Source organism: Alicyclobacillus mali NBRC 102425, assembly GCF_001570745.1.
In the GTDB taxonomy this organism is placed as follows: Bacteria; Bacillota; Bacilli; order Alicyclobacillales; family Alicyclobacillaceae; genus Alicyclobacillus; species Alicyclobacillus mali.
The window spans coordinates 1-17,708 of sequence record NZ_BCSG01000045.1; the positions used below are offsets into that span (position 1 = coordinate 1).

Below are 17,708 nucleotides of genomic sequence, written 5' to 3' on the forward strand. Positions count from 1 at the left end.
AAAAGGCTCGCGCAGGTGTCCGATGTACACGCGCAGGTAGTGGGCGGCGTTGTCGGGATCGACGTCGCCCCAGACCTGGCGCAGGAGTTGCCTGTGTGTCACGACCTTCCCCGCATGTTGTGCGAGGGCTTTCAGGAGATCGTACTCAATGGGCGTCAGCTTCACCGTTTCGCCGTTCAGTTCCACGCGCCGCTCCGCCAGGTGGATGGTGAGGCCCGCCGCCTCGATGATGGGTTCATCCTGAACGCGCGCGGCGTGCCGGAGGGCCACCCGGATCCGCGCGAGCAGTTCGCCCATGCCGAACGGCTTCACCACGTAATCGTCCGCGCCAGCGTCGAGCGCCGCAATCTTGTCCTCCTCTGCATCGCGCACGGTCAGCATGATGACGGGCATGTTCGACCACTCGCGAAGCCGCCGCAACACCTCGATGCCTTCCATGTCCGGCAGGCCCCAGTCGATCACGGCGAGATCTGGCCGCTTCGTGCTCGCCACAACCAGCGCCTCTTCTCCGCTCGAAGCTTCCAGCACCTCGTATCCATGTCCTTTGAGCGCAATCTGCATGAGCTTCAAAATGGCGCGCTCGTCGTCCGCCACCAGAATCTTTGCACCGCTCACCGATTCTCCGCCTCCTTGGGATGCGGCCGGGCCGCGAGCCGGACGCGAAAGAGCGTGCCGGGGTGCATCCGCTCCACGTCAATCTGCCCGCCGTGCGCCTCGACGACCGCTCTCACGATGGCGAGGCCGAGGCCCGTTCCTGGGATCTTGTCCACACGCCGGCCGCGGTAGAACTTGTCGAACACGCGGTCTAACTCGTCATCTGAGATGCCCATCCCGTAGTCGCGGACCTCGAGCGCTGCCTCCACCTCGCGTGCCGCGATGGTCACGTCAATGGGAGCATCGGGCGGCGAGTACTTGGCGGCGTTGGAGAGGAGGTTCACCACCGCCTGCTGGAACAGCGTCTCGTCGACTTCCACGATGGGCGACGGGTGCGGCGTCCGCATGCGCACAGGGTGATCGGCGGTCAATTCCGCCACTTCGCGCAGCGCGCCGCGGACGACGTCGGCGAGATCGGTCGGCCGCTTGTTGAGCACGAGCATCCCGCCTTCGATGCGCGCCATGCCGATGAGATTCGTGACGAGCCGGTTCATGCGCAGGGCGCTGTTGCGGAGAGTCAGCACGAGTTCACGCCGATCCGCCGGATCGAGCGACGCGCCGGGGGTGAGCAGGGCGTCCGATGCGCCGAGCATGGTGGTGATGGGGGTGCGAAGCTCGTGCGAGATGGAGTTGAGGATGGCGGTCCTGACGCGCTCGGATTCTGCCGCGATGTCCGCGATGCGCGCCCGCTCCTCGGACGCGATTCGGCTGAGCGCGATGGCCACGAGATTTGCCACGGCGCGCAGAATGTCGAAGATCTCGCCGCGCGTCGCGAGCCGAAACTGCCCGGGCTCGCCGACGATGAAGGCGCCGTACACCTCGTCCTGTGCGCGGATGGGCACATACAAAAACGCGGCCTGGCCGTGGGTTTTCGAGCCGAAACTGGCGAGATCGCCGTGGCGAAGGACCCAGTCGAGGACCTGCCGATCGATCACGGGGTCCGCCTCGTCGTCGGGGAGGGCGTGCAGGTCGTAGCCGCTTGAGCGCTTGAGCGCGATGTACGCGTGCGTGTGCAAAAGCTGTCGGACCTGTTCGAGCGCGGTCTCCACAACGCGCCGCTCATCCGCAGCGGCGGTCAGGGCCCGGCTCATGCGAAACAGCGTCTGCGCGATGCGTGCGCGCTGGCTCGCTTCCTCCGCCCTTCGCCGCATGCTGGAGGCAAGCCCCGCGGTCGTGATGGCCACCACCAGAAACACTGCGAACGACACGAGAAAGCGGAGATCGCTCACGGCGTAGCTGAAGATGGGCGGCACAAAGAAGAAATCGAACGACAGAAGGCCAAGGCATGCCGCGAACACGCCGGGCCAAAGGCCGTACACGGCCGACGCGATCACCACCGGGATCAGGTACAGCATGGCGATATTGACGCGATCGTAATGAAAGTCGAACAGAAACACGAGGCCCGTGAGGAGGGCGTCCATGCCGCAAACGGCAGCGTACGCCCGGATGGGGAGGCGAGGCAGAGAGGGCTCCCCTTGGCGCCCTTCCTGCCACCACGTGGGCCAACGGACGTTTAGAATCTGCCATTTCGGGGTAAATCGCACGCGGATCCACTCCGTTCGGCGCGCTGCCGCAATTCGTCTCTAGAGAAGGGTAGCGCGCGAGAAGGGCCTTGCCAACGATTTTTATGCATTTTTTACGCCGTCCGAGCGGAATCAACATCCGAAACCTCACGAGCCGCTGGATAGACTGCGGAGTGTCGGTTGGGAGGAGGGAGTCTCGTGGAGGACGTCGTGTCCGTCGCACTGTTTTTGGCCGTGTTCGCCATCTTGTACGTCATTCACCGATCCTTCGATCGCTCGTAGGAGGTCGTGATCATGTGGTTTTTGCTCGTGCTCTCCATCGCGGTGATGGTCTATCTCGTGTACGTGATGTTCCATCCGGAAAAGTTCTGAAGTCCTCGCGCTCGCTTCGAGGGCGCAATGGGAAAGGGAGGCACTCCGTGTGACCGCATCCGGCATCTTCGCGATTTTTCTCGTGGTGCTCGCGCTCGTCGCGTGTGGGTGGCCGCTCGGTGGGTACATCTATCGAACCTTCGCGGGCGAACGCACGTGGACGGACGCCGTGGCGGTGCCCGTCGAGCGGGCCATCTACCGGCTCATCGGCGTCAATCCGGACGTGGAGATGGACTGGAAGGCGTACCTGCGCGCCATGATGGTGTCCAATCTCGTCATGGCCCTCTTTGCGTACGCCGTATTTCGCCTGCAGGCCGTGCTGCCGCTCAATCCGGCCCATATCCCCGCGATGCCGCCCTATTTGGCGTTCAACACCGCCGCGAGTTTCATCACCAACACCAACTGGCAGAACTACGCCGGCGAGCAGTCCTTGTCGTATCTCAGCCAGATGATCGGCATCACCTTCCTGCAATTCACGTCCGCAGCCACCGGGCTTGCGGCGGCTATGGCCTTTCTGCGCGGTATGAGCCGCCAGAAGACCGACGCGCTCGGCAACTTCTGGGTCGATCTCGTCAGGGCGCACACGCGCCTGCTTCTTCCCATCGCGGCCATCCTCGCCGTTCTGCTGCTCGCGCTCGGCGTCCCCGAGACGCTCTCCGGGCCCGCCGTCGTGCACACGCTTTCCGGAAGCATGCAGACCATCGCGCGCGGGCCGGTGGCAACTTTGGAAGCCATCAAGCAGCTCGGGACGAACGGCGGCGGATTTTTCAACGCCAACTCCGCGCACCCGTTCGAGGATCCGAACGCATGGACGTGCATCCTCGAGATCATGGGCATGGGGCTCATTCCGACCGCCCTCGTGTTTACGGCCGGGTATTTTCTGCGCAGCCGCCGGCTGGCCATCGTGCTCTGCACGTTGCTCGGGGCCATTTTGCTCGCGGGGGCGTACCTCGTGTACGCGTACGAAGCGGCAGGCAATCCCATCTTGGCGCATGCGCTCGGCCTGCACGGCCCGAACATGGAGGGCAAGGAGGTGCGCTTTGGCCTGCCTTTGACCAGCCTGTTCGTCGCCGCCACCACCGCCTACACGACGGGCGCGGTGAACGCGATGCACGACAGCCTGATGCCCATGAGCGGCATGGTTCCCCTTCTCTTCATGATGTTCAACCTGATCTTCGGTGGTAAAGGCGTCGGGCTGCTCAACATCCTCATGTTTCTCATCATCGCCGTCTTCATCTCCGGGCTCATGGTCGGAAGAACCCCGGAGATCTTCGGGAAGAAGATTGAGGCTCGCGAGATGAAACTCGCGACGGCGGCGATGCTGGTCCATCCGTTTGTCATCCTCGTCCCCACCGCCATCGCCATGGCGCTGCCGAGCGCTCGGGCCTCCATGGGCAACCCTGGGCTGCACGGGTTCACCGAGGTCCTGTACGCGTTCACGTCGGCCGCGGCCAACAACGGCTCGGCCTTCGCGGGGCTGAACGGAAACACGCCCTTCTACAACATCTCCATCGGGCTCGTGATGCTGTTCGGCCGGTACGTGTCCATCATCGCGATGCTCGCCATCGCAGGTTCACTCGCCGGAAAGGCGCGCATCCCCGAGACGTCCGGCACGCTCAAGGTGGACACGTTCGCGTTCGGCTACGTGTTTGTGGCCGTGTTCGTCATCGTCGGCGCCTTGACGTTCTTCCCGTATCTCGCCCTTGGGCCCATCGGCGAACAGCTGCAGCTCGGCTGAAAGGAGAGCAGGTGTGTATGGCTCGAAAAGGTTCGTTCGATCGCGCCCTCGTCCTGCGCGCGTGTGTCGATTCGTTCGTCAAGCTCGATCCGCGCGTCCTGGTGCGCAATCCCGTGATGTTCGTCGTCGAGATCGGCATGCTGGTCACGCTCGCGCTGACCTTTGATCCCAGCCTGTTTGGCTCCGCGGTGCGCCCTGGCGGTGCGGCCGGCGCGCGCGGGTACGATCTCGTCGTGACGATCATTCTCCTCGTGACACTCCTCTTCGGCAATTTTGCCGAGGCGCTCGCGGAGGGGCGCGGAAAGGCGCAGGCGGAGTCGCTGCGCAGGACGAAGACGGAACTGATGGCGAACGTCCTGCGCGACGGGCGCTATGAGCGCATTCCAGCGTCCGATCTGCGCAAAGGCGACGTCGTCAAGGTGGTGGCGGGCGAACTCATCCCCGCGGACGGCGACGTTGTGGAAGGCATCGGCAGCGTGGACGAGTCGGCCATCACTGGCGAATCCGCGCCGGTCATTCGCGGCGCGGGCGGGGATTTCAGCTCCGTCACCGGCGGGACGAAGCTGTTGTCGGATGAGCTTGTCATCCGCGTCACCGCCAATCCCGGCGAGACATTCCTCGACCGGATGATCGCGCTCGTGGAAGGCGCGTCGCGGCAGAAGACGCCAAACGAAATTGCGCTGTCCGTGCTGCTCGCGGGGCTCACGCTCATCTTTCTCATCGTCATCGACTGCCTGCCGCCCATCGCCAAGGGGCTCGGCGCTCACATCGATGTCGCGACGCTCGTGGCGCTTCTCGTCTGCCTCATTCCCACGACCATTGGCGCGCTCCTGTCCGCCATCGGCATCGCGGGCATGGACAGGGTCATTCGCTTCAACGTCATCGCCAAATCCGGCAAGGCCGTGGAGGCCGCCGGCGACGTGGATACGCTCATTCTCGACAAGACGGGCACCATCACCATCGGCAATCGGCTTGCATCCGCGTTTCTCCCAGTGCAGGGCGTCGACGAGCGCGCGCTCGCCGAGAAAGCGGCTTTGTGTTCGCTGTTCGATGAGACGCCCGAGGGCCGCTCGGTGGTCGATCTCGCCCGCCAGATGGGTCTCACCTTCCGCCGCGAGGACTACGCGGACGCCCGCAACGTCGAGTTTTCGGCGGACACGCGCATGTCCGGGCTCGACCTGCCAGACGGCACGCGGCTGCGCAAAGGCGCCGCCGACGCCATCAAGCGGTACGTCGCGGAGCAGGGCGGAGATCTTCCGGGCGATCTCGACGCAGTGGTGGAGCGCGTCGCCAAGGAGGGCGGCACGCCGCTCGTGGTGGCGGAGAACCAGCGCCTCTACGGCGTCATCTACCTCAAGGACATTGTCAAGCCGGGCATCCGCGAGCGGTTCGAGGAACTGCGCAAGATGGGCATCCGAACCATCATGTGCACCGGCGACAATCCGATGACAGCGGCTACCATCGCGCGCGAAGCCGGCGTCGATGAGTTCGTGGCTGAGGCAAAGCCCGAGGACAAGATGCGCCTCATCCGGCGCGAGCAGGAACAGGGCAGGCTCGTCGCCATGTCGGGCGACGGCACCAACGACGCGCCGGCGCTCGCCCAGGCGGATGTGGGGCTCGCCATGCAGAGCGGCACGCAGGCAGCCAAGGAAGCCGCAAACATGGTCGATCTCGACTCGGATCCGACGAAGCTTATTGAGGTCGTGGCCATCGGCAAGCAGTTGCTCATCACGCGCGGCGCCATCACGACGTTTTCCATTGCGAACGACGTCGCGAAACACTTCGCCATCATCCCGGCGATGTTCACGAGCTTTCTGCCTGCGCTTGGCGCCTTGAACGTCATGCACCTGACGAGCCCGCGGAGCGCCATCCTGTCCGCGCTGATCTTTAACGCCATCATCATCCCGCTGCTCATCCCGCTCGCGATGCGCGGCGTCAAGTATCGCCCAACGACCGCCATGCAGATGTTGATGCGCAATCTGCTGTTGTACGGCGTCGGCGGCGTGATCGCGCCGTTTGTGGGGATCAAAATGATCGATATCATCCTGCACGCGCTCGGCGCGGTGTGAAGGGAGAGGCGACTGTGATCAACGTGTGGAGAAGCCTTCGGTTCACCCTGGTCTTCGCCGTGCTTCTGGGCATCGTGTACCCGCTCTTCTTCGTGGCCTTGGGGCGAGTGGTGTTCCCGTGGCAGGCGCAGGGAAGCCTCGTCGCGGTCAACGGCCGCACCGTGGGGTCTGAGCTCATCGCGCAACCGTTTCCGCAGCCCATGTGGTTTGAGCCGCGCCCTTCGGCCGTGAATTACAACGCGGATGGCTCGGGCGGATCGAATCTTGGGCCCACGAATCCGGCCCTTGTGCAGGAGGTCCGGCAAAACCTGCGCGCCGTGCTCCGCGAAAATCCAGGGCTTCAGGTGGATGAGGTTCCTACGAGCATGGTGGAGTCGTCGGGATCGGGGCTGGATCCCGATATCGACTTGCAGGACGCGTATGATCAAATTCCGCGCATCAGCAAAGCCACGGGGCTCTCTGAAGCGTGGCTTCGCTCGCTCGTGCAGCGCGACGCCGAATTCCCGGCGCTCGGCCTGTACGGCGAGCCGATGGTCAACGTCATGCAGCTCAATCTCGCCATCTGGGAGAAGCTCCACCCGAGCGCGCGGGTGGCGAGGACGACGTGACGGGGGGCGAGATCACTCGGCCCTCGGGTGATTCGGGGCGCCGAGGGCGTCTGCGGGTGTTCATCGGCGCCGCGCCCGGGGTGGGAAAGACCTATACCATGTTGCGCGAGGCGCGCCGCCTGCGGGACGATGGAACGGACGTGGTCATTGGCTGGGTGGAGGCGCACGGCCGTCCCGCGACGGAGAGGCTGCTTGAAGGGCTCGAAGTGGTTCCTCCGCGGGTGCTGAAGGTGGGGCAGGCCACGTTCGAGGAGCCCGATCTCGACGCGATTGTCGCTCGGCGGCCGGAGGTGTGCGTGATCGACGAATTGGCGCACACGAACCCACCTGGCGCGATGCACGAGAAGCGATACGAAGACGTGATGTTCCTCCTCGAGCGCGGCATCTCGGTCATGACGGCGTTCAACATCCAACACTTAGAGTCCGTTCGCGACGAGGTTCAGCAACAATTGCGCATCCGCGTCCGCGAGGTGGTGCCTGATTGGTTGCTGCGTGAGGCGGACGAGGTCACTGTGATCGACGTGACGCCTGAGACGCTCAGGCAGCGGCTGCGAGATGGGGAGATTTATCCGCCCGAGAAGGTGGATGCGGCGCTGCAGAACTTCTTTCGCGTGGATCGACTCGCGTGGCTTCGGCAGATGTCGCTCCGGGCCGTGGCGGACGACGTCGACGAGCGCTTGGAGCATTCCTATGAGCGGCGAGCCATCCCTGGGCCCGTCGGCGCGAAGGAAGTGGTGCTCGTCTGCGTCAGCCACCCCGAACGAGCCGCGACGCTCGTGGAGCGCGGGCGGCGCATGGCGATGCGCATGAAGGGCGATCTTCATGTCGTCTTTGCAGCCGAGACGGACGAGGACCGCATGACGGAACGCGCGCGCGCGGAGGTGGAGGCGCTCCGCAGGTTGGCCGAGTTTCACGGCGCGGAGTGGGTGCTTGAGCCCAAGCGGGATCGGCCCGTCGGCGAGGTCATCCTCCGGGTGGCGAAGCGAATCAACGCGACGCAGGTCGTTCTGGGCCAACCGCGGAAAGGCGCGTCGCCGCGCCGCCTCATGGCCTGGCATCATCCTGTGCATTATCTGCTCAAACACCTGCAATACGTCGATCTGCGCGTGGTGGGCTGGCGCCCCTTGTCGCTGGAGGCGAGAGAGCAGCGCAATTGGGCGAGCGAGCGCGTGGTGCGAGAGCGGAAACTTCCCGGGAAGCTCACGCTTTACATCGGAGCCGCGCCGGGCGTCGGCAAGACGTACCGCATGCTGCAAGACGCACGCGACTGGAAGGAACGCGGGATCGATGTCGTCATTGGCCTCATTGAAACCCACGGCCGTCCGGAGACGGAGGCGCAGATTGGCGATCTCGAGCGGATTCCGAAGCGGCGGATCGAGTACGGCGGCAAGGTGTACGAGGAGCCGGACCTCGCGGCCATCATCGCCCGGCGCCCGCAGGTCGTCCTAATGGACGAACTCGCCCACACGAACGCGCCCAGCAGTATGTTCAAGAAGCGGTACCAGGACATTCTGTATCTCCTGGAGCACGGCATCGACGTGGTGTCCGCTGTGAACGTGCAACACCTCGAGAGCCTGAAGGATCGCGTCGAGCACATCACGGGTGCCACCATCCGCGAGCGCGTGCCGGACTGGTTCATCAAGCTCGCAAGCGAGGTGAAGCTCATCGACGTGAGCCCGGAGACGCTCGTGGAGCGCCTCCTGGAAGGCAAGATCTACCCGCCGGAAAAGGTGGAGCAGGCGCTGAGCCACTTCTTTCAGCCTGCGCATTTGGCCGCGCTGCGCGAGATTGCGCTCCGCGAGGTGGCCGACGTCGTGGACGGCCGCTTGGCGGCGGCGCCGCCCGCTGATCCGGAGCGGATCCTGGTCTGTGTCAACTATCGCCCGCACTCCGAAGCGCTCATTCGGCGAGGATGGCGCATTGCGGACCGCCTGCAGGCGAAACTGTATGTGCTCGTCGTTCAGACCGAGTTCCCTTTATCGAGCCAGAGCGAGCGCGATTTTTCGGCCGTGCGCGATCTCGCCGAGCAGTTCGGCGCGGAATTTCTCCTCCGGCCCGCTCTGCACAAATCGGTCGGGGAGGTCATTGTGGAGACGGCTGAAAACGAATCGGTTTCTCAAATTGTCATGGGCCAGCCCTTGAACCGAGGTCTCGGCGCAAAATTCGCCCACCGCCCCATCACCTATGTGCTGAACCGCGCGGAATTCGTCGATCTCCACATCGTCGCGTACGCCGGCCGCTGGTCCCAGCCCTCCGCGTGAGAACATGGCTCGACGTCCGGGACCAGCGCGACCGGAGCGAACGTCCGCGCGGAGGGGTTGTCACCCGTGAAGCTTGGCGAGCGGCACGAAGTCGTAGCCCATCGCTACCGCCACCTCGAGCACGTACGGGAGCGCCTCGGGCGTGCCCTTCGCAAACGGCCCCGCGTGCATCAGGATGATGGCACCCGGCTTGAGCTTCGGCAGCACGTTGGCCGCGACGGCTGGGCCGGGAATGCCCGACCAGTCGAGCGAGTCCACGTCCCAGAGGACCACCTCCTCGTGAAGCGAGGCCGCGATGCGGCGGACGCGATCGTCGATGTCGCCGTAGGGCGGGCGAAAGTAGCGAATGGGCACCTGCACCACCTTCTCGATGGCCGCCTGGCATTCGCGCAATTCCCGTTCGATCTCGGCGTCTGTCAACTTCGTGAGATGGGGATGCGTCATGGTGTGGTTGCCAATCTCATGCCCCGCGTCATGGATGGCTTTGAGGATGTCGGGAAACCGTTCCACCTGTTCGCCGATGCAGAAAAAGGTCGCAGGGACACCGTAATCCCGGAGCGTGGACAGGATTTTGGGCGTCATATCCCCGTCCGGGCCGTCGTCGAACGTGATGGCGAGGTGACGCGGGGGCAGTGCGGATTCGGGCGTTTGGCGCTGCAAGCGAAGGGCCTCCTTCACGTGCGTTTTTTTGAACTTTCCAGAAAGGATTATACTAGCTGCGCAGGCATCCGTTGATTTCGAGTGGCTCACATTTGAAAGGTGGGGTGGCACGTGCAGACGAAAGCGTTGGGTACGCAGGGCCTCAGGGTTTCCGCGCTGGGGCTCGGTTGCATGGGCATGTCGGACTTCTACAGCGGGCGGGACGAGGCGGAAGCCGTCCGGGCGCTGGAGCGCGCCGTGGAACTCGGCATCACCTTCTTCGATACGGCCGACATGTACGGCGTCGGCGAGAACGAGAAGCTCGTCGGGCGCGTGCTCAGGCCGTATCGGGATGGCGTCGTGATCGCCACGAAGTTCGGAAACGTGCGTGCGCCGGACGGGACGTTCCTCGGCATCAACGGCAGGCCCGAATACGTGAAACAGGCCTGCGACGCGAGCCTGAAGCGGCTTGGCGTCGATCACATCGATCTGTACTATCAGCACCGCGTCGACCCGAACGTGCCCATCGAGGAGACGGTGGGAGCCATGGCGGAGCTGGTGCAAGCGGGGAAGGTCAGATTTCTGGGGCTGTCCGAAGCTGGGGCGCAGACCATCCGCCGCGCGCACAAGGTCCATCCCATCAGCGCGCTCCAGACCGAGTACTCGCTGTGGAGCCGGGATGTCGAGGACGAGATCCTGCCGACAGTGCGGGAGCTTGGCATCGGCTTCGTGGCGTACAGTCCGCTCGGCCGCGGCTTCTTGACCGGCGCCATCCGCCGGTTCGAGGACCTGCCCGAAGACGACTACCGCCGCCATTCGCCGCGCTTTCAGGGCGAAAACTTCAAGCGGAACCTGGATCTCGTCGAGAAAATCGAGCGCCTGGCGCGGGAGAAGGGCTGCACGCCCGCGCAACTCGCACTCGCCTGGGTGATGGCGCAGGGTGAAGACATCGTGCCCATCCCGGGAACGAAGCGGGTGAAATATCTTGAGGAGAACCTCGGCGCGATCGAGGTGCAGCTTACGGCGGAGGAACTGCGCGAGATCGACGCCATTGCGCCGAAAGGTGTCGCCGCAGGTGAGCGGTATCCAGAGGCCAGCATGAGGTCCATCGGGATCTGAGGGCGAGATCGACAGGGAGCAGTGGGACCGAGCGGGACAACCCCGCTCGGTCACCTGATGGCACGGCGCAGGCGGGACGGCGCCACCATGGCCACGCCGAGGATACCGATGGCAAGAAGGACGCACGCCGCGACACAGACGCCCCCGAAGTGAAATCGATCCCACGCGCTTGCGCCGACGAACGACCCCAGGGCGCCTCCGAGAAAATAGGTCACCATGTACACCGAATTGACGCGGCTTCGCGCCTCGTCCGAGAGGCTGTAGATGCGCGCCTGGTTCGATACCTGCGTCGCCTGCACGCCGAGGTCCATGAGGACGACGCCGAGTGCCAGACCTGCGAGGCTGTGCCGAAAGGTCCAAAACAACCCGAACGAGGCGAGGGTCAGGCACGAGGCGAGGCGCGCCGTCCAGATGGCCGGAAGTCGCGAGGCCATGTGTCCGGCATACGGCGCCGCGAGGGCGCCCGCGACGCCCGCGAGGCCAAATAGCCCCGTTACGCCTGGTCCGAGATGGAAAGGCGGACCCGCGAGATACAGCGAGAGCACGGTCCAAAACGCGCTGAACGCGCCAAACGACATCGCGCCGAGCAGCGAGGCGTCGCGCAAGTCTGGATAGGCACGGATGAGGTGCAAAAGCGATAGAAGCAGACGCCCGTACGGCGTGCGCGATTCGGGCGGCAATGCGGGCAGACTCGCGCGAAGCAACGCCGCAAGGCCCAACATGGCGGCGGCCGCTAGGACATACACGGCACGCCATCCGAGCGCCTGGCCCACGAGACCTGCCAGTGTGCGCGCGAGTAGCACGCCGATCAGCAGGCCGCTCATGACCGTGCCGACCGTTCGTCCTCGTTCTTCTGGAGGCGCGAGGTGAGCCGCGAAGGGCACTACGAGCTGAGGAACGATGGTGGCAGCACCCACCACCAGGCAGGAGCCCATGAGCCACCACACGTTGAGCGATGCCGCCAAAATGAGGAGCGCGCCCGCCGTCACGATGCACATCCGCACAATCAGACTTCGCCGCTCCAGGCTGTCCCCAAGAGGCACGAACAGAAATAGCCCCAGCGCATAGCCGATTTGGGTCAGGGTGGCCGCCAGACCCACCTGCCAGGATGCCGCATGGAAGCCAACCTGGATTTCGTGCAGAAGGGGCTGCAGGTAGTACAAATTGGCCACGCCGACGCCCGCGGCCACTGCCATCAAGAGGACGAGCCGCCGAGACAGTGGCGGGGCAGGTGAGGGCCCGTTCTCGGGAACCGTTGCCATGTCCGCACCTCCCATTGCTTTACCATGTCGATCATAGACGGTGTGGCCTATAACTCCAAATGGCCACGGCGATGGGCGCCCGCCCAGCCCACGTGCGGGCAGTGGGCATAGGCTGATGTCGAGATCGCCATCCATGAGGAGTGAAGGCAGATGCTCATTCACGTCGTCGAGCCTGGAGACACGCTGTGGGAGCTGGGCAAGCTGTACCACGTCTCAGCTGCCGATATCGCGGCTGCAAACGGCATTCGAAATCCCGAGCAACTGGTGGTAGGGCAGGCGCTGGTCGTTCCGACACGCGAAGGCGTCGTGACAGGTGCGGAGCGGCGCACGGTTGAAGTCAATGCGTATTTTGTTCAGTTTACCGATCCCGCGCCTCACCAGTTGGACGTACTCGCCCCTGTGCTGACGTATGTGTCGCCGTTTTCGTATCAAGCAGAAACGGACGGTTCCATCCGGGCGCGATCGGACGAAACTCCGTTGGTGGACGCTGCTCTGAATCAGAACGTGATGCCGATGCTCGTGCTGACCAACTGGTACGGGGATATGTTCAACTCGGACGTTGCGCACGCCATTTTCACCTCGCCGTCCACGCAGGAGAAGATCCTGACAAACGTTTTCCGCGTAATGGGCGACAAGGGGTATCGAGCGCTCAATCTCGACTTTGAATACGTGTACGCGCAAGATCGGGACTTGTACAATGCGTTTGTCGAACGTTGCGCGGAGCGCGTGCACAAAGAGGGATTTCTACTTTCCAGCGCGCTCGCCCCGAAGATGTACGCGGACCAGCCGGGGCTCTTGTATGAGGCGCACGATTATCACTGGCACGGAGAAGTCTGCGACTTCGTCGTTCTGATGACCTACGAGTGGGGCTGGATCGGCGGTCCTCCGATGCCGGTGTCCCCTGTGGACCAGATTCGCAAGGTACTGGACTATGCCGTCACGGCCATTCCGCGCGACAAGATCATGATGGGCGTGTCGGTGTACGGGTACGACTGGACGCTTCCGTATCGCCCGGGCACGCGCGCGGCGACGTTGACACCCGTTCAGGCGGTGAACCTCGCATATCAGCAGCATGTGCCCATTCAATACGACCTTCGGGCAGAAGCGCCCTATTTCACCTACTCGGACGCGCAGGGGAGACACCACATCGTGTGGTTTGAAGACCCGCGCAGCTTTCAGGCGAAGCAGGACTTGGTTGTCGAGTACAACTTGCGTGGCATGAGCTTCTGGTCCTATCCCACGAATTTCCCTCAGGTGCCCATCCTCGTCAACAACCAGTTCAACACGAAGAAGTGGACACGGGAACACGCGCCCGTGCGTTGAGCGAAAGCGCGCCCTGCCGAGGCTGGCGGGGCGCGCTCGGTGGCGCGCCTGAACAGCAAACTGTGAAGAAATTCATCGCTATCCACGCACGTGAAACGCGGATGTTGGGATGCGCAGATGACGCGCCGGCGGAAAAATGAGCTTCGAAAACTTAGTTGTTTGTGTTGACAAACTAGGGTGCGGTCTGGTATGCATAGATCAGGTTGTGGCGAGAGCGTCGAAACTGCGAGGGATGCGAGATATCTTGATGGCGCTTTCGTTGCGACGTGCGTAAGCGGTTGCGGCGTTCCGCAGCCATGGTTGCATTGAACATTCATAAGGGGGTAGTACGGAGTGGCCAAGAAGACATGGAAAAAGAGCGCAACGTGGATGGCGGCAGCGGCCGTCGTGACGGGGATTGTCGCCGGATGCGGCACCTCCTCAACGAATTCGCAGGGCTCAACGTCGACGGGCGCGGCGTCCGCAGTGAACGCGCACCCCAGCGTCAAAATTGCCTTCCTGATGCCGGAGACGAATACGTCGCCGCGCTGGGAGTACGATGATCGGCCTGATTTCATCGCGGCGATGAAGAAGCTGGATCCGAACGCGCAGGTCATCTACGCCAACGCACAGGGTTCTGAGGCAACGCAGCTTCAGCAGGTGGAAAGCGCCATCACGGAGGGGGCAAAGCTCCTGGTCGTGGCGCCTGTGAACGGATTTGCAGCCACCACCATCGTCACCGAGGCGGCAAAAGCCCACGTTCCCGTGATCTCGTACGATCGCCTCATTCAGAACGCGAAGGTCGACTATTACGTCTCGTTCAATAACGTCGAGGTCGGCAAGCTTCAGGGCGAGTACATCGCGCAGCACACCAAGAAGGGCGGCACGGTGGTCATGCTGGACGGCGCGGAGACGGATCCGAACGCGAAACAGTTCGCGCAGGGCGCACATGAGGTCCTGGATCCGCTCTTCAAGTCCGGCAAGCTGAAGCTCGGCTATGAACAGTATACGCCGAACTGGGATTCGCAGCAGGCGCTGACTGAGATGCAGCAGGCGCTCACGCGGCTGCACAATCACGTGAACGCCGTGCTGGCTGCAAACGACAACCTGGCGGGTGCGGCCATCCAGGCGCTTGAGCAACAGCACATCAAGGGCATCCCTGTGACCGGTCAGGATGCGACCGACGCCGGCCTGCACCGCATCTATTACGACGGCACCCAGTCGATGACGGTGTATAAGCCCATCTACGAGGAGGCGGACGCCGCGGCACAGCTGGCGTATGACGTCATCACGGGCAAGAAGCCACCTGCATCGCTCGTGAATGGCACGGTGAACAACGGCGCCACGAACGTGCCGTCGGTGCTCCTGCAGCCCATCGTCGTGACGAAGTCGAATATCGCAAGCACGGTCATCAAGGACGGCTTCACGACCTGGGCGCGCATCAAGAACCCGGCAGAGCAGCAGTAAGGGTCTGAGGACCGGCGCCGGAGTGCACGCGACGTGTTCTCCGGCGCTTCTTAACGACGAGAGGAGGCGCTGCACGTGGCAACGGAAGTCAAGACACAGCCGGTCCTCGAGGTGCGTAACCTTCGCAAGCGGTTTGGCGCCGTTCAGGCGTTGGACGGCGTTTCGTTTTCCGTCCATGCAGGCGAAATCGTGGCGCTCGTCGGGGACAACGGCGCCGGTAAGTCGACCACCATCAAGATGATCGCGGGCGTCGAGCAGCCGGACGAAGGAGATATTGTGTTCGAAGGCCAAGCGGTCCGCCTGACGAGCCCTGCCGTGGCAGAGAAATACGGCATTCAGACGGTCTATCAGGACCTCGCGCTCTGCGACAACCTGGATATCGTCTCGAATCTGTTTCTCGGCCGGGAGCTGCGGCGCAACGTGATCCCCGGGGTGGTGCGCGTGATCGACCGGAACGAGATGGAGCGGCGCGCCATTCCTGTACTGAACGAGCTCGGCATTCGCCTGCCCCCATTGCATACCCAGGTCGCATCGCTCTCCGGTGGTCAGCGCCAGACCGTCGCAGTGGCGCGATCCGTCCTGTGGGGTTCGAAACTCGTCATGCTCGACGAGCCGACCGCCGCGCTCGGCGTCGTGCAGCAGCGTGCGGTGCTTGAGCTCATCCAGAGGCTCGCGGCGAGCGGCCGCGCAGTGCTCGTTATCTCGCACAACATGAGCGACGTGTTCAAGATTGCCAACCGCATCGTGGTGTTGCGGTTGGGGCGTACTGTGGCGACGTTCGATCGCGAACAAGTCACGCCCGAGCAGGTTGTGGCGGCCATCACGGGCGCATCGGCGCAAGAGGAGGTCACGTCCTAACATGACGGTCAACATCGGTCAGGCCAAGCAGACGCAGACGCCCGCGGCGCGCAGCACCTCGGTGTTCGATCGCCTCATTGGCGGGGAGTTTCAACAGCTGCCGGTGTTTTTGTCGCTGGTCCTCATCTGGATTGTGTTTGAGATTTTGAACAACAGCTTTCTCACGAGCCGCAACCTGTCGAATCTCGTGTTGCAGATGGCGGAATACGGCCTGCTCGGAGTCGGCGAGACGCTCATTCTCCTGCTCGGGGAGATTGATTTGTCCATCGCGGCTGTGAGCGCCATCGGCGGTGCAATTCTCGCCGTGCTTGCAGGCAATGGCGTGAATCCGTATGTCGCAATTATCGCCGGCGCCCTCAGCGGCACAGTGCTCGGGTTGTTTCAGGGCTTTTGGGTGACGGTGCTTCGCGTGCCGTCGTTCATCGTGACACTTGCGGGTTCGCTCGCGTTCTTGGGACTCCTGTTTGTCCTCATCGGCCAAGAGGGCACGGTGCCCATCATGAACAACACCATCAACGCCATTGCAGGCAATTACCTGCCTGACTGGCTGAGTTGGGTGCTCGTAGCGGTGGCTTTGCTCCTCATGGTGTGGACAGCTGTGCGCGATCGCGCCAAGCGGCACCAGCTCGGGTTGCCGCCGAAGTCCGCGGCATCGACGTGGACGAAGCTCATCCTGAGCGCTGCGGTTATGATTGGCGCGACGGTGTTGCTCAACGCCTATCAGGGTGTGCCCATCGCAGGGCTGGTGCTGATTGTCTTTGTGGTGCTGCTCGCATGGATCTGCCAGAGTACCGGGTTTGGCCGTCACATCTATGCGGTGGGCGGTAATGCGGAGGCTGCGCGCCGGGCGGGTATCAACGTGAAAGGCGTGCGCATCATGGTGTTCACGCTTGCAGGCACGATGGCGGCCATCGGCGGTATCGTCGGCGCGTCTCGATTGGGCGCGGCATCCACGGCGTCCGGCGGCAGCGATTTGCTCATGGACTCGATTGCAGCGGCCGTGATCGGCGGCACGAGCCTGTTCGGCGGCTATGGGAGCGTGTGGAACGCGCTTCTCGGCGCGCTCGTCATCGGCAGCATCGAGAACGGCATGGCGCTGTTGAACGCGCCGACCAGCACGAAGTATCTGGTGGAAGGCGCCATCCTGCTGCTCGCGGTCACGTTCGACACGTTCACCCGTATGCGGCGGAAGCAGTTGGGTCGATGAGATGGGCGGTTAGGGAATGAGCGTCGCTTTTGCTCAAACAAAGGGCAGCTCTTCGCACCGAAGCGGTGCAGAGGGCTGCTCTTTGTGTTCAGCCCAACCTGCGGGGAGTCAACGAATAGAACGCAGAATGAGGAGATATGTAACTGGCACAACAAATATACATTTTATTACATAAAAATCTTTTTATTGATATCTCGGTGAGGGAGATCACAGAACGCATCCAGCTCTTCTGGTAAGCTCGACTCTGTTGATTCGGTAAAGATGTATAGAGCGCTAAGGGGGGATTAGAGTATGCGAAGTGTGAGGACCATGACGTTAGCGATCTGTATTGCGGCAAGTAGTCTATTGACCATGGGGGCCGCGCAGCCTAAGGTGGCGACGCATCAGGTGATGATAGAACCCGGGGATAATGGGGTAACGTATGCTATCGAGCAATGGACGCTAAACATAAATCAAAACGCGGTAGGCGTCACAGGTGCCCAGGGTATGGCGAAACTAGGGAGTTCGCCCTTCGATCGGTGGCAGGACGGTAGCTACCTTGTCGACTACAGCGCAATGAACGATGCCCTTCAATCCTATCTTGGGATAAAGTCCTCGATTCAGGGAAACAATATCTATTTGAGCCCTTT

The 17,708-nt window shown here is 63.0% G+C and carries 15 protein-coding genes; 11 read left to right on the top strand and 4 right to left on the bottom strand.

Translation table 11 applies throughout. The features are described 5' to 3' along the window. Both AMA01_RS12285 and AMA01_RS12290 read right to left on the bottom strand, forming a co-directional pair. Positions 1-615, bottom strand: a 615-nt coding sequence (locus AMA01_RS12285) for a response regulator (RefSeq protein ID WP_067851389.1), incomplete at its 3' end; no start/stop codon positions are given. Beyond that, the gene (locus tag AMA01_RS12290; RefSeq protein WP_231862950.1) at positions 612-2,198 is read right to left on the bottom strand and encodes a DUF4118 domain-containing protein; all 1,587 of its coding nucleotides are present in this window, start codon (positions 2,196-2,198) and stop codon (positions 612-614) included. The genes AMA01_RS12290 and AMA01_RS12285, both read right to left, overlap by 4 nt. A 273-nt stretch (positions 2,199-2,471) precedes the next feature. Between AMA01_RS12290 and kdpF the strand changes: the two genes are divergently transcribed. The 5 genes from kdpF to AMA01_RS12310 are packed head-to-tail and all read left to right on the top strand — an operon-like array spanning position 2,472 to position 9,225. Next, positions 2,472-2,549, top strand: coding sequence for a K(+)-transporting ATPase subunit F (gene kdpF, locus AMA01_RS14305; protein WP_156468456.1), 78 nt, complete (start codon positions 2,472-2,474; stop codon positions 2,547-2,549). Between the two features lie 49 nt (positions 2,550-2,598). Then, the gene (gene kdpA, locus AMA01_RS12295; protein ID WP_082744181.1) at positions 2,599-4,287 is read left to right on the top strand and encodes a potassium-transporting ATPase subunit KdpA; all 1,689 of its coding nucleotides are present in this window, start codon (positions 2,599-2,601) and stop codon (positions 4,285-4,287) included. Positions 4,288-4,304: 17 nt separating this feature from the next. Then, positions 4,305-6,356: a potassium-transporting ATPase subunit KdpB gene (gene kdpB / locus AMA01_RS12300; RefSeq protein WP_067851391.1), complete on the top strand. Its 2,052-nt coding sequence runs from the start codon at positions 4,305-4,307 to the stop codon at positions 6,354-6,356. A gap of 14 nt (positions 6,357-6,370) precedes the next feature. Continuing rightward, complete coding sequence (gene kdpC, locus AMA01_RS12305; RefSeq protein WP_067851393.1) at positions 6,371-6,964, top strand: potassium-transporting ATPase subunit KdpC; 594 nt, start codon at positions 6,371-6,373, stop codon at positions 6,962-6,964. Beyond that, positions 6,961-9,225, top strand: a complete 2,265-nt coding sequence (locus tag AMA01_RS12310; protein ID WP_082744183.1) for a universal stress protein — start codon at positions 6,961-6,963, stop codon at positions 9,223-9,225. Before kdpC ends, AMA01_RS12310 begins: the two co-directional genes overlap by 4 nt. Before the next feature lie 60 nt (positions 9,226-9,285). Here the strand turns inward: AMA01_RS12310 and AMA01_RS12315 are convergent, their stop codons facing one another. After that, positions 9,286-9,885: a polysaccharide deacetylase family protein gene (locus AMA01_RS12315; protein WP_067851396.1), complete on the bottom strand. Its 600-nt coding sequence runs from the start codon at positions 9,883-9,885 to the stop codon at positions 9,286-9,288. 111 nt (positions 9,886-9,996) lie between these two features. Between AMA01_RS12315 and AMA01_RS12320 the strand changes: the two genes are divergently transcribed. Next, positions 9,997-10,983, top strand: coding sequence for an aldo/keto reductase (locus tag AMA01_RS12320; protein WP_067851398.1), 987 nt, complete (start codon positions 9,997-9,999; stop codon positions 10,981-10,983). A 50-nt stretch (positions 10,984-11,033) separates the two neighbouring features. Here AMA01_RS12320 and AMA01_RS12325 read toward each other — a convergent pair whose 3' ends face one another. After that, positions 11,034-12,245, bottom strand: a complete 1,212-nt coding sequence (locus AMA01_RS12325; RefSeq protein ID WP_067851400.1) for an MFS transporter — start codon at positions 12,243-12,245, stop codon at positions 11,034-11,036. Positions 12,246-12,395: 150 nt separating this feature from the next. On the opposite strand from AMA01_RS12325, the gene AMA01_RS12330 reads away from it, so the two are divergent. The 5 genes from AMA01_RS12330 to AMA01_RS14120 all read left to right on the top strand — a co-directional run. Continuing rightward, positions 12,396-13,568: a glycosyl hydrolase family 18 protein gene (locus tag AMA01_RS12330; RefSeq protein ID WP_067851402.1), complete on the top strand. Its 1,173-nt coding sequence runs from the start codon at positions 12,396-12,398 to the stop codon at positions 13,566-13,568. 333 nt (positions 13,569-13,901) lie between these two features. Then, the gene (locus AMA01_RS12335; protein WP_067851404.1) at positions 13,902-15,014 is read left to right on the top strand and encodes a sugar ABC transporter substrate-binding protein; all 1,113 of its coding nucleotides are present in this window, start codon (positions 13,902-13,904) and stop codon (positions 15,012-15,014) included. 75 nt (positions 15,015-15,089) lie between these two features. After that, positions 15,090-15,872: an ATP-binding cassette domain-containing protein gene (locus tag AMA01_RS12340; protein ID WP_067851406.1), complete on the top strand. Its 783-nt coding sequence runs from the start codon at positions 15,090-15,092 to the stop codon at positions 15,870-15,872. A gap of 1 nt (position 15,873) precedes the next feature. Continuing rightward, the gene (locus AMA01_RS12345; protein WP_067851408.1) at positions 15,874-17,079 is read left to right on the top strand and encodes a sugar ABC transporter permease; all 1,206 of its coding nucleotides are present in this window, start codon (positions 15,874-15,876) and stop codon (positions 17,077-17,079) included. A gap of 309 nt (positions 17,080-17,388) precedes the next feature. After that, positions 17,389-17,708 (top strand): hypothetical protein (locus tag AMA01_RS14120; protein ID WP_231862951.1); only part of this gene is annotated, 320 nt, incomplete at its 3' end.

What these genes read in the sequence shown, in the direction of transcription:
- kdpF (WP_156468456.1), top strand. Translation starts at nt 2,472, where the DNA reads ATGTGGTTTTTGCTCGTGCTCTCCATCGCGGTGATGGTCTATCTCGTG.
- kdpB (WP_067851391.1), top strand. Translation starts at nt 4,305, where the DNA reads ATGGCTCGAAAAGGTTCGTTCGATCGCGCCCTCGTCCTGCGCGCGTGT.
- AMA01_RS12325 (WP_067851400.1), bottom strand. Translation starts at nt 12,245, where the DNA reads ATGGCAACGGTTCCCGAGAACGGGCCCTCACCTGCCCCGCCACTGTCT.
- AMA01_RS12330 (WP_067851402.1), top strand. Translation starts at nt 12,396, where the DNA reads ATGCTCATTCACGTCGTCGAGCCTGGAGACACGCTGTGGGAGCTGGGC.
- AMA01_RS12345 (WP_067851408.1), top strand. Translation starts at nt 15,874, where the DNA reads ATGACGGTCAACATCGGTCAGGCCAAGCAGACGCAGACGCCCGCGGCG.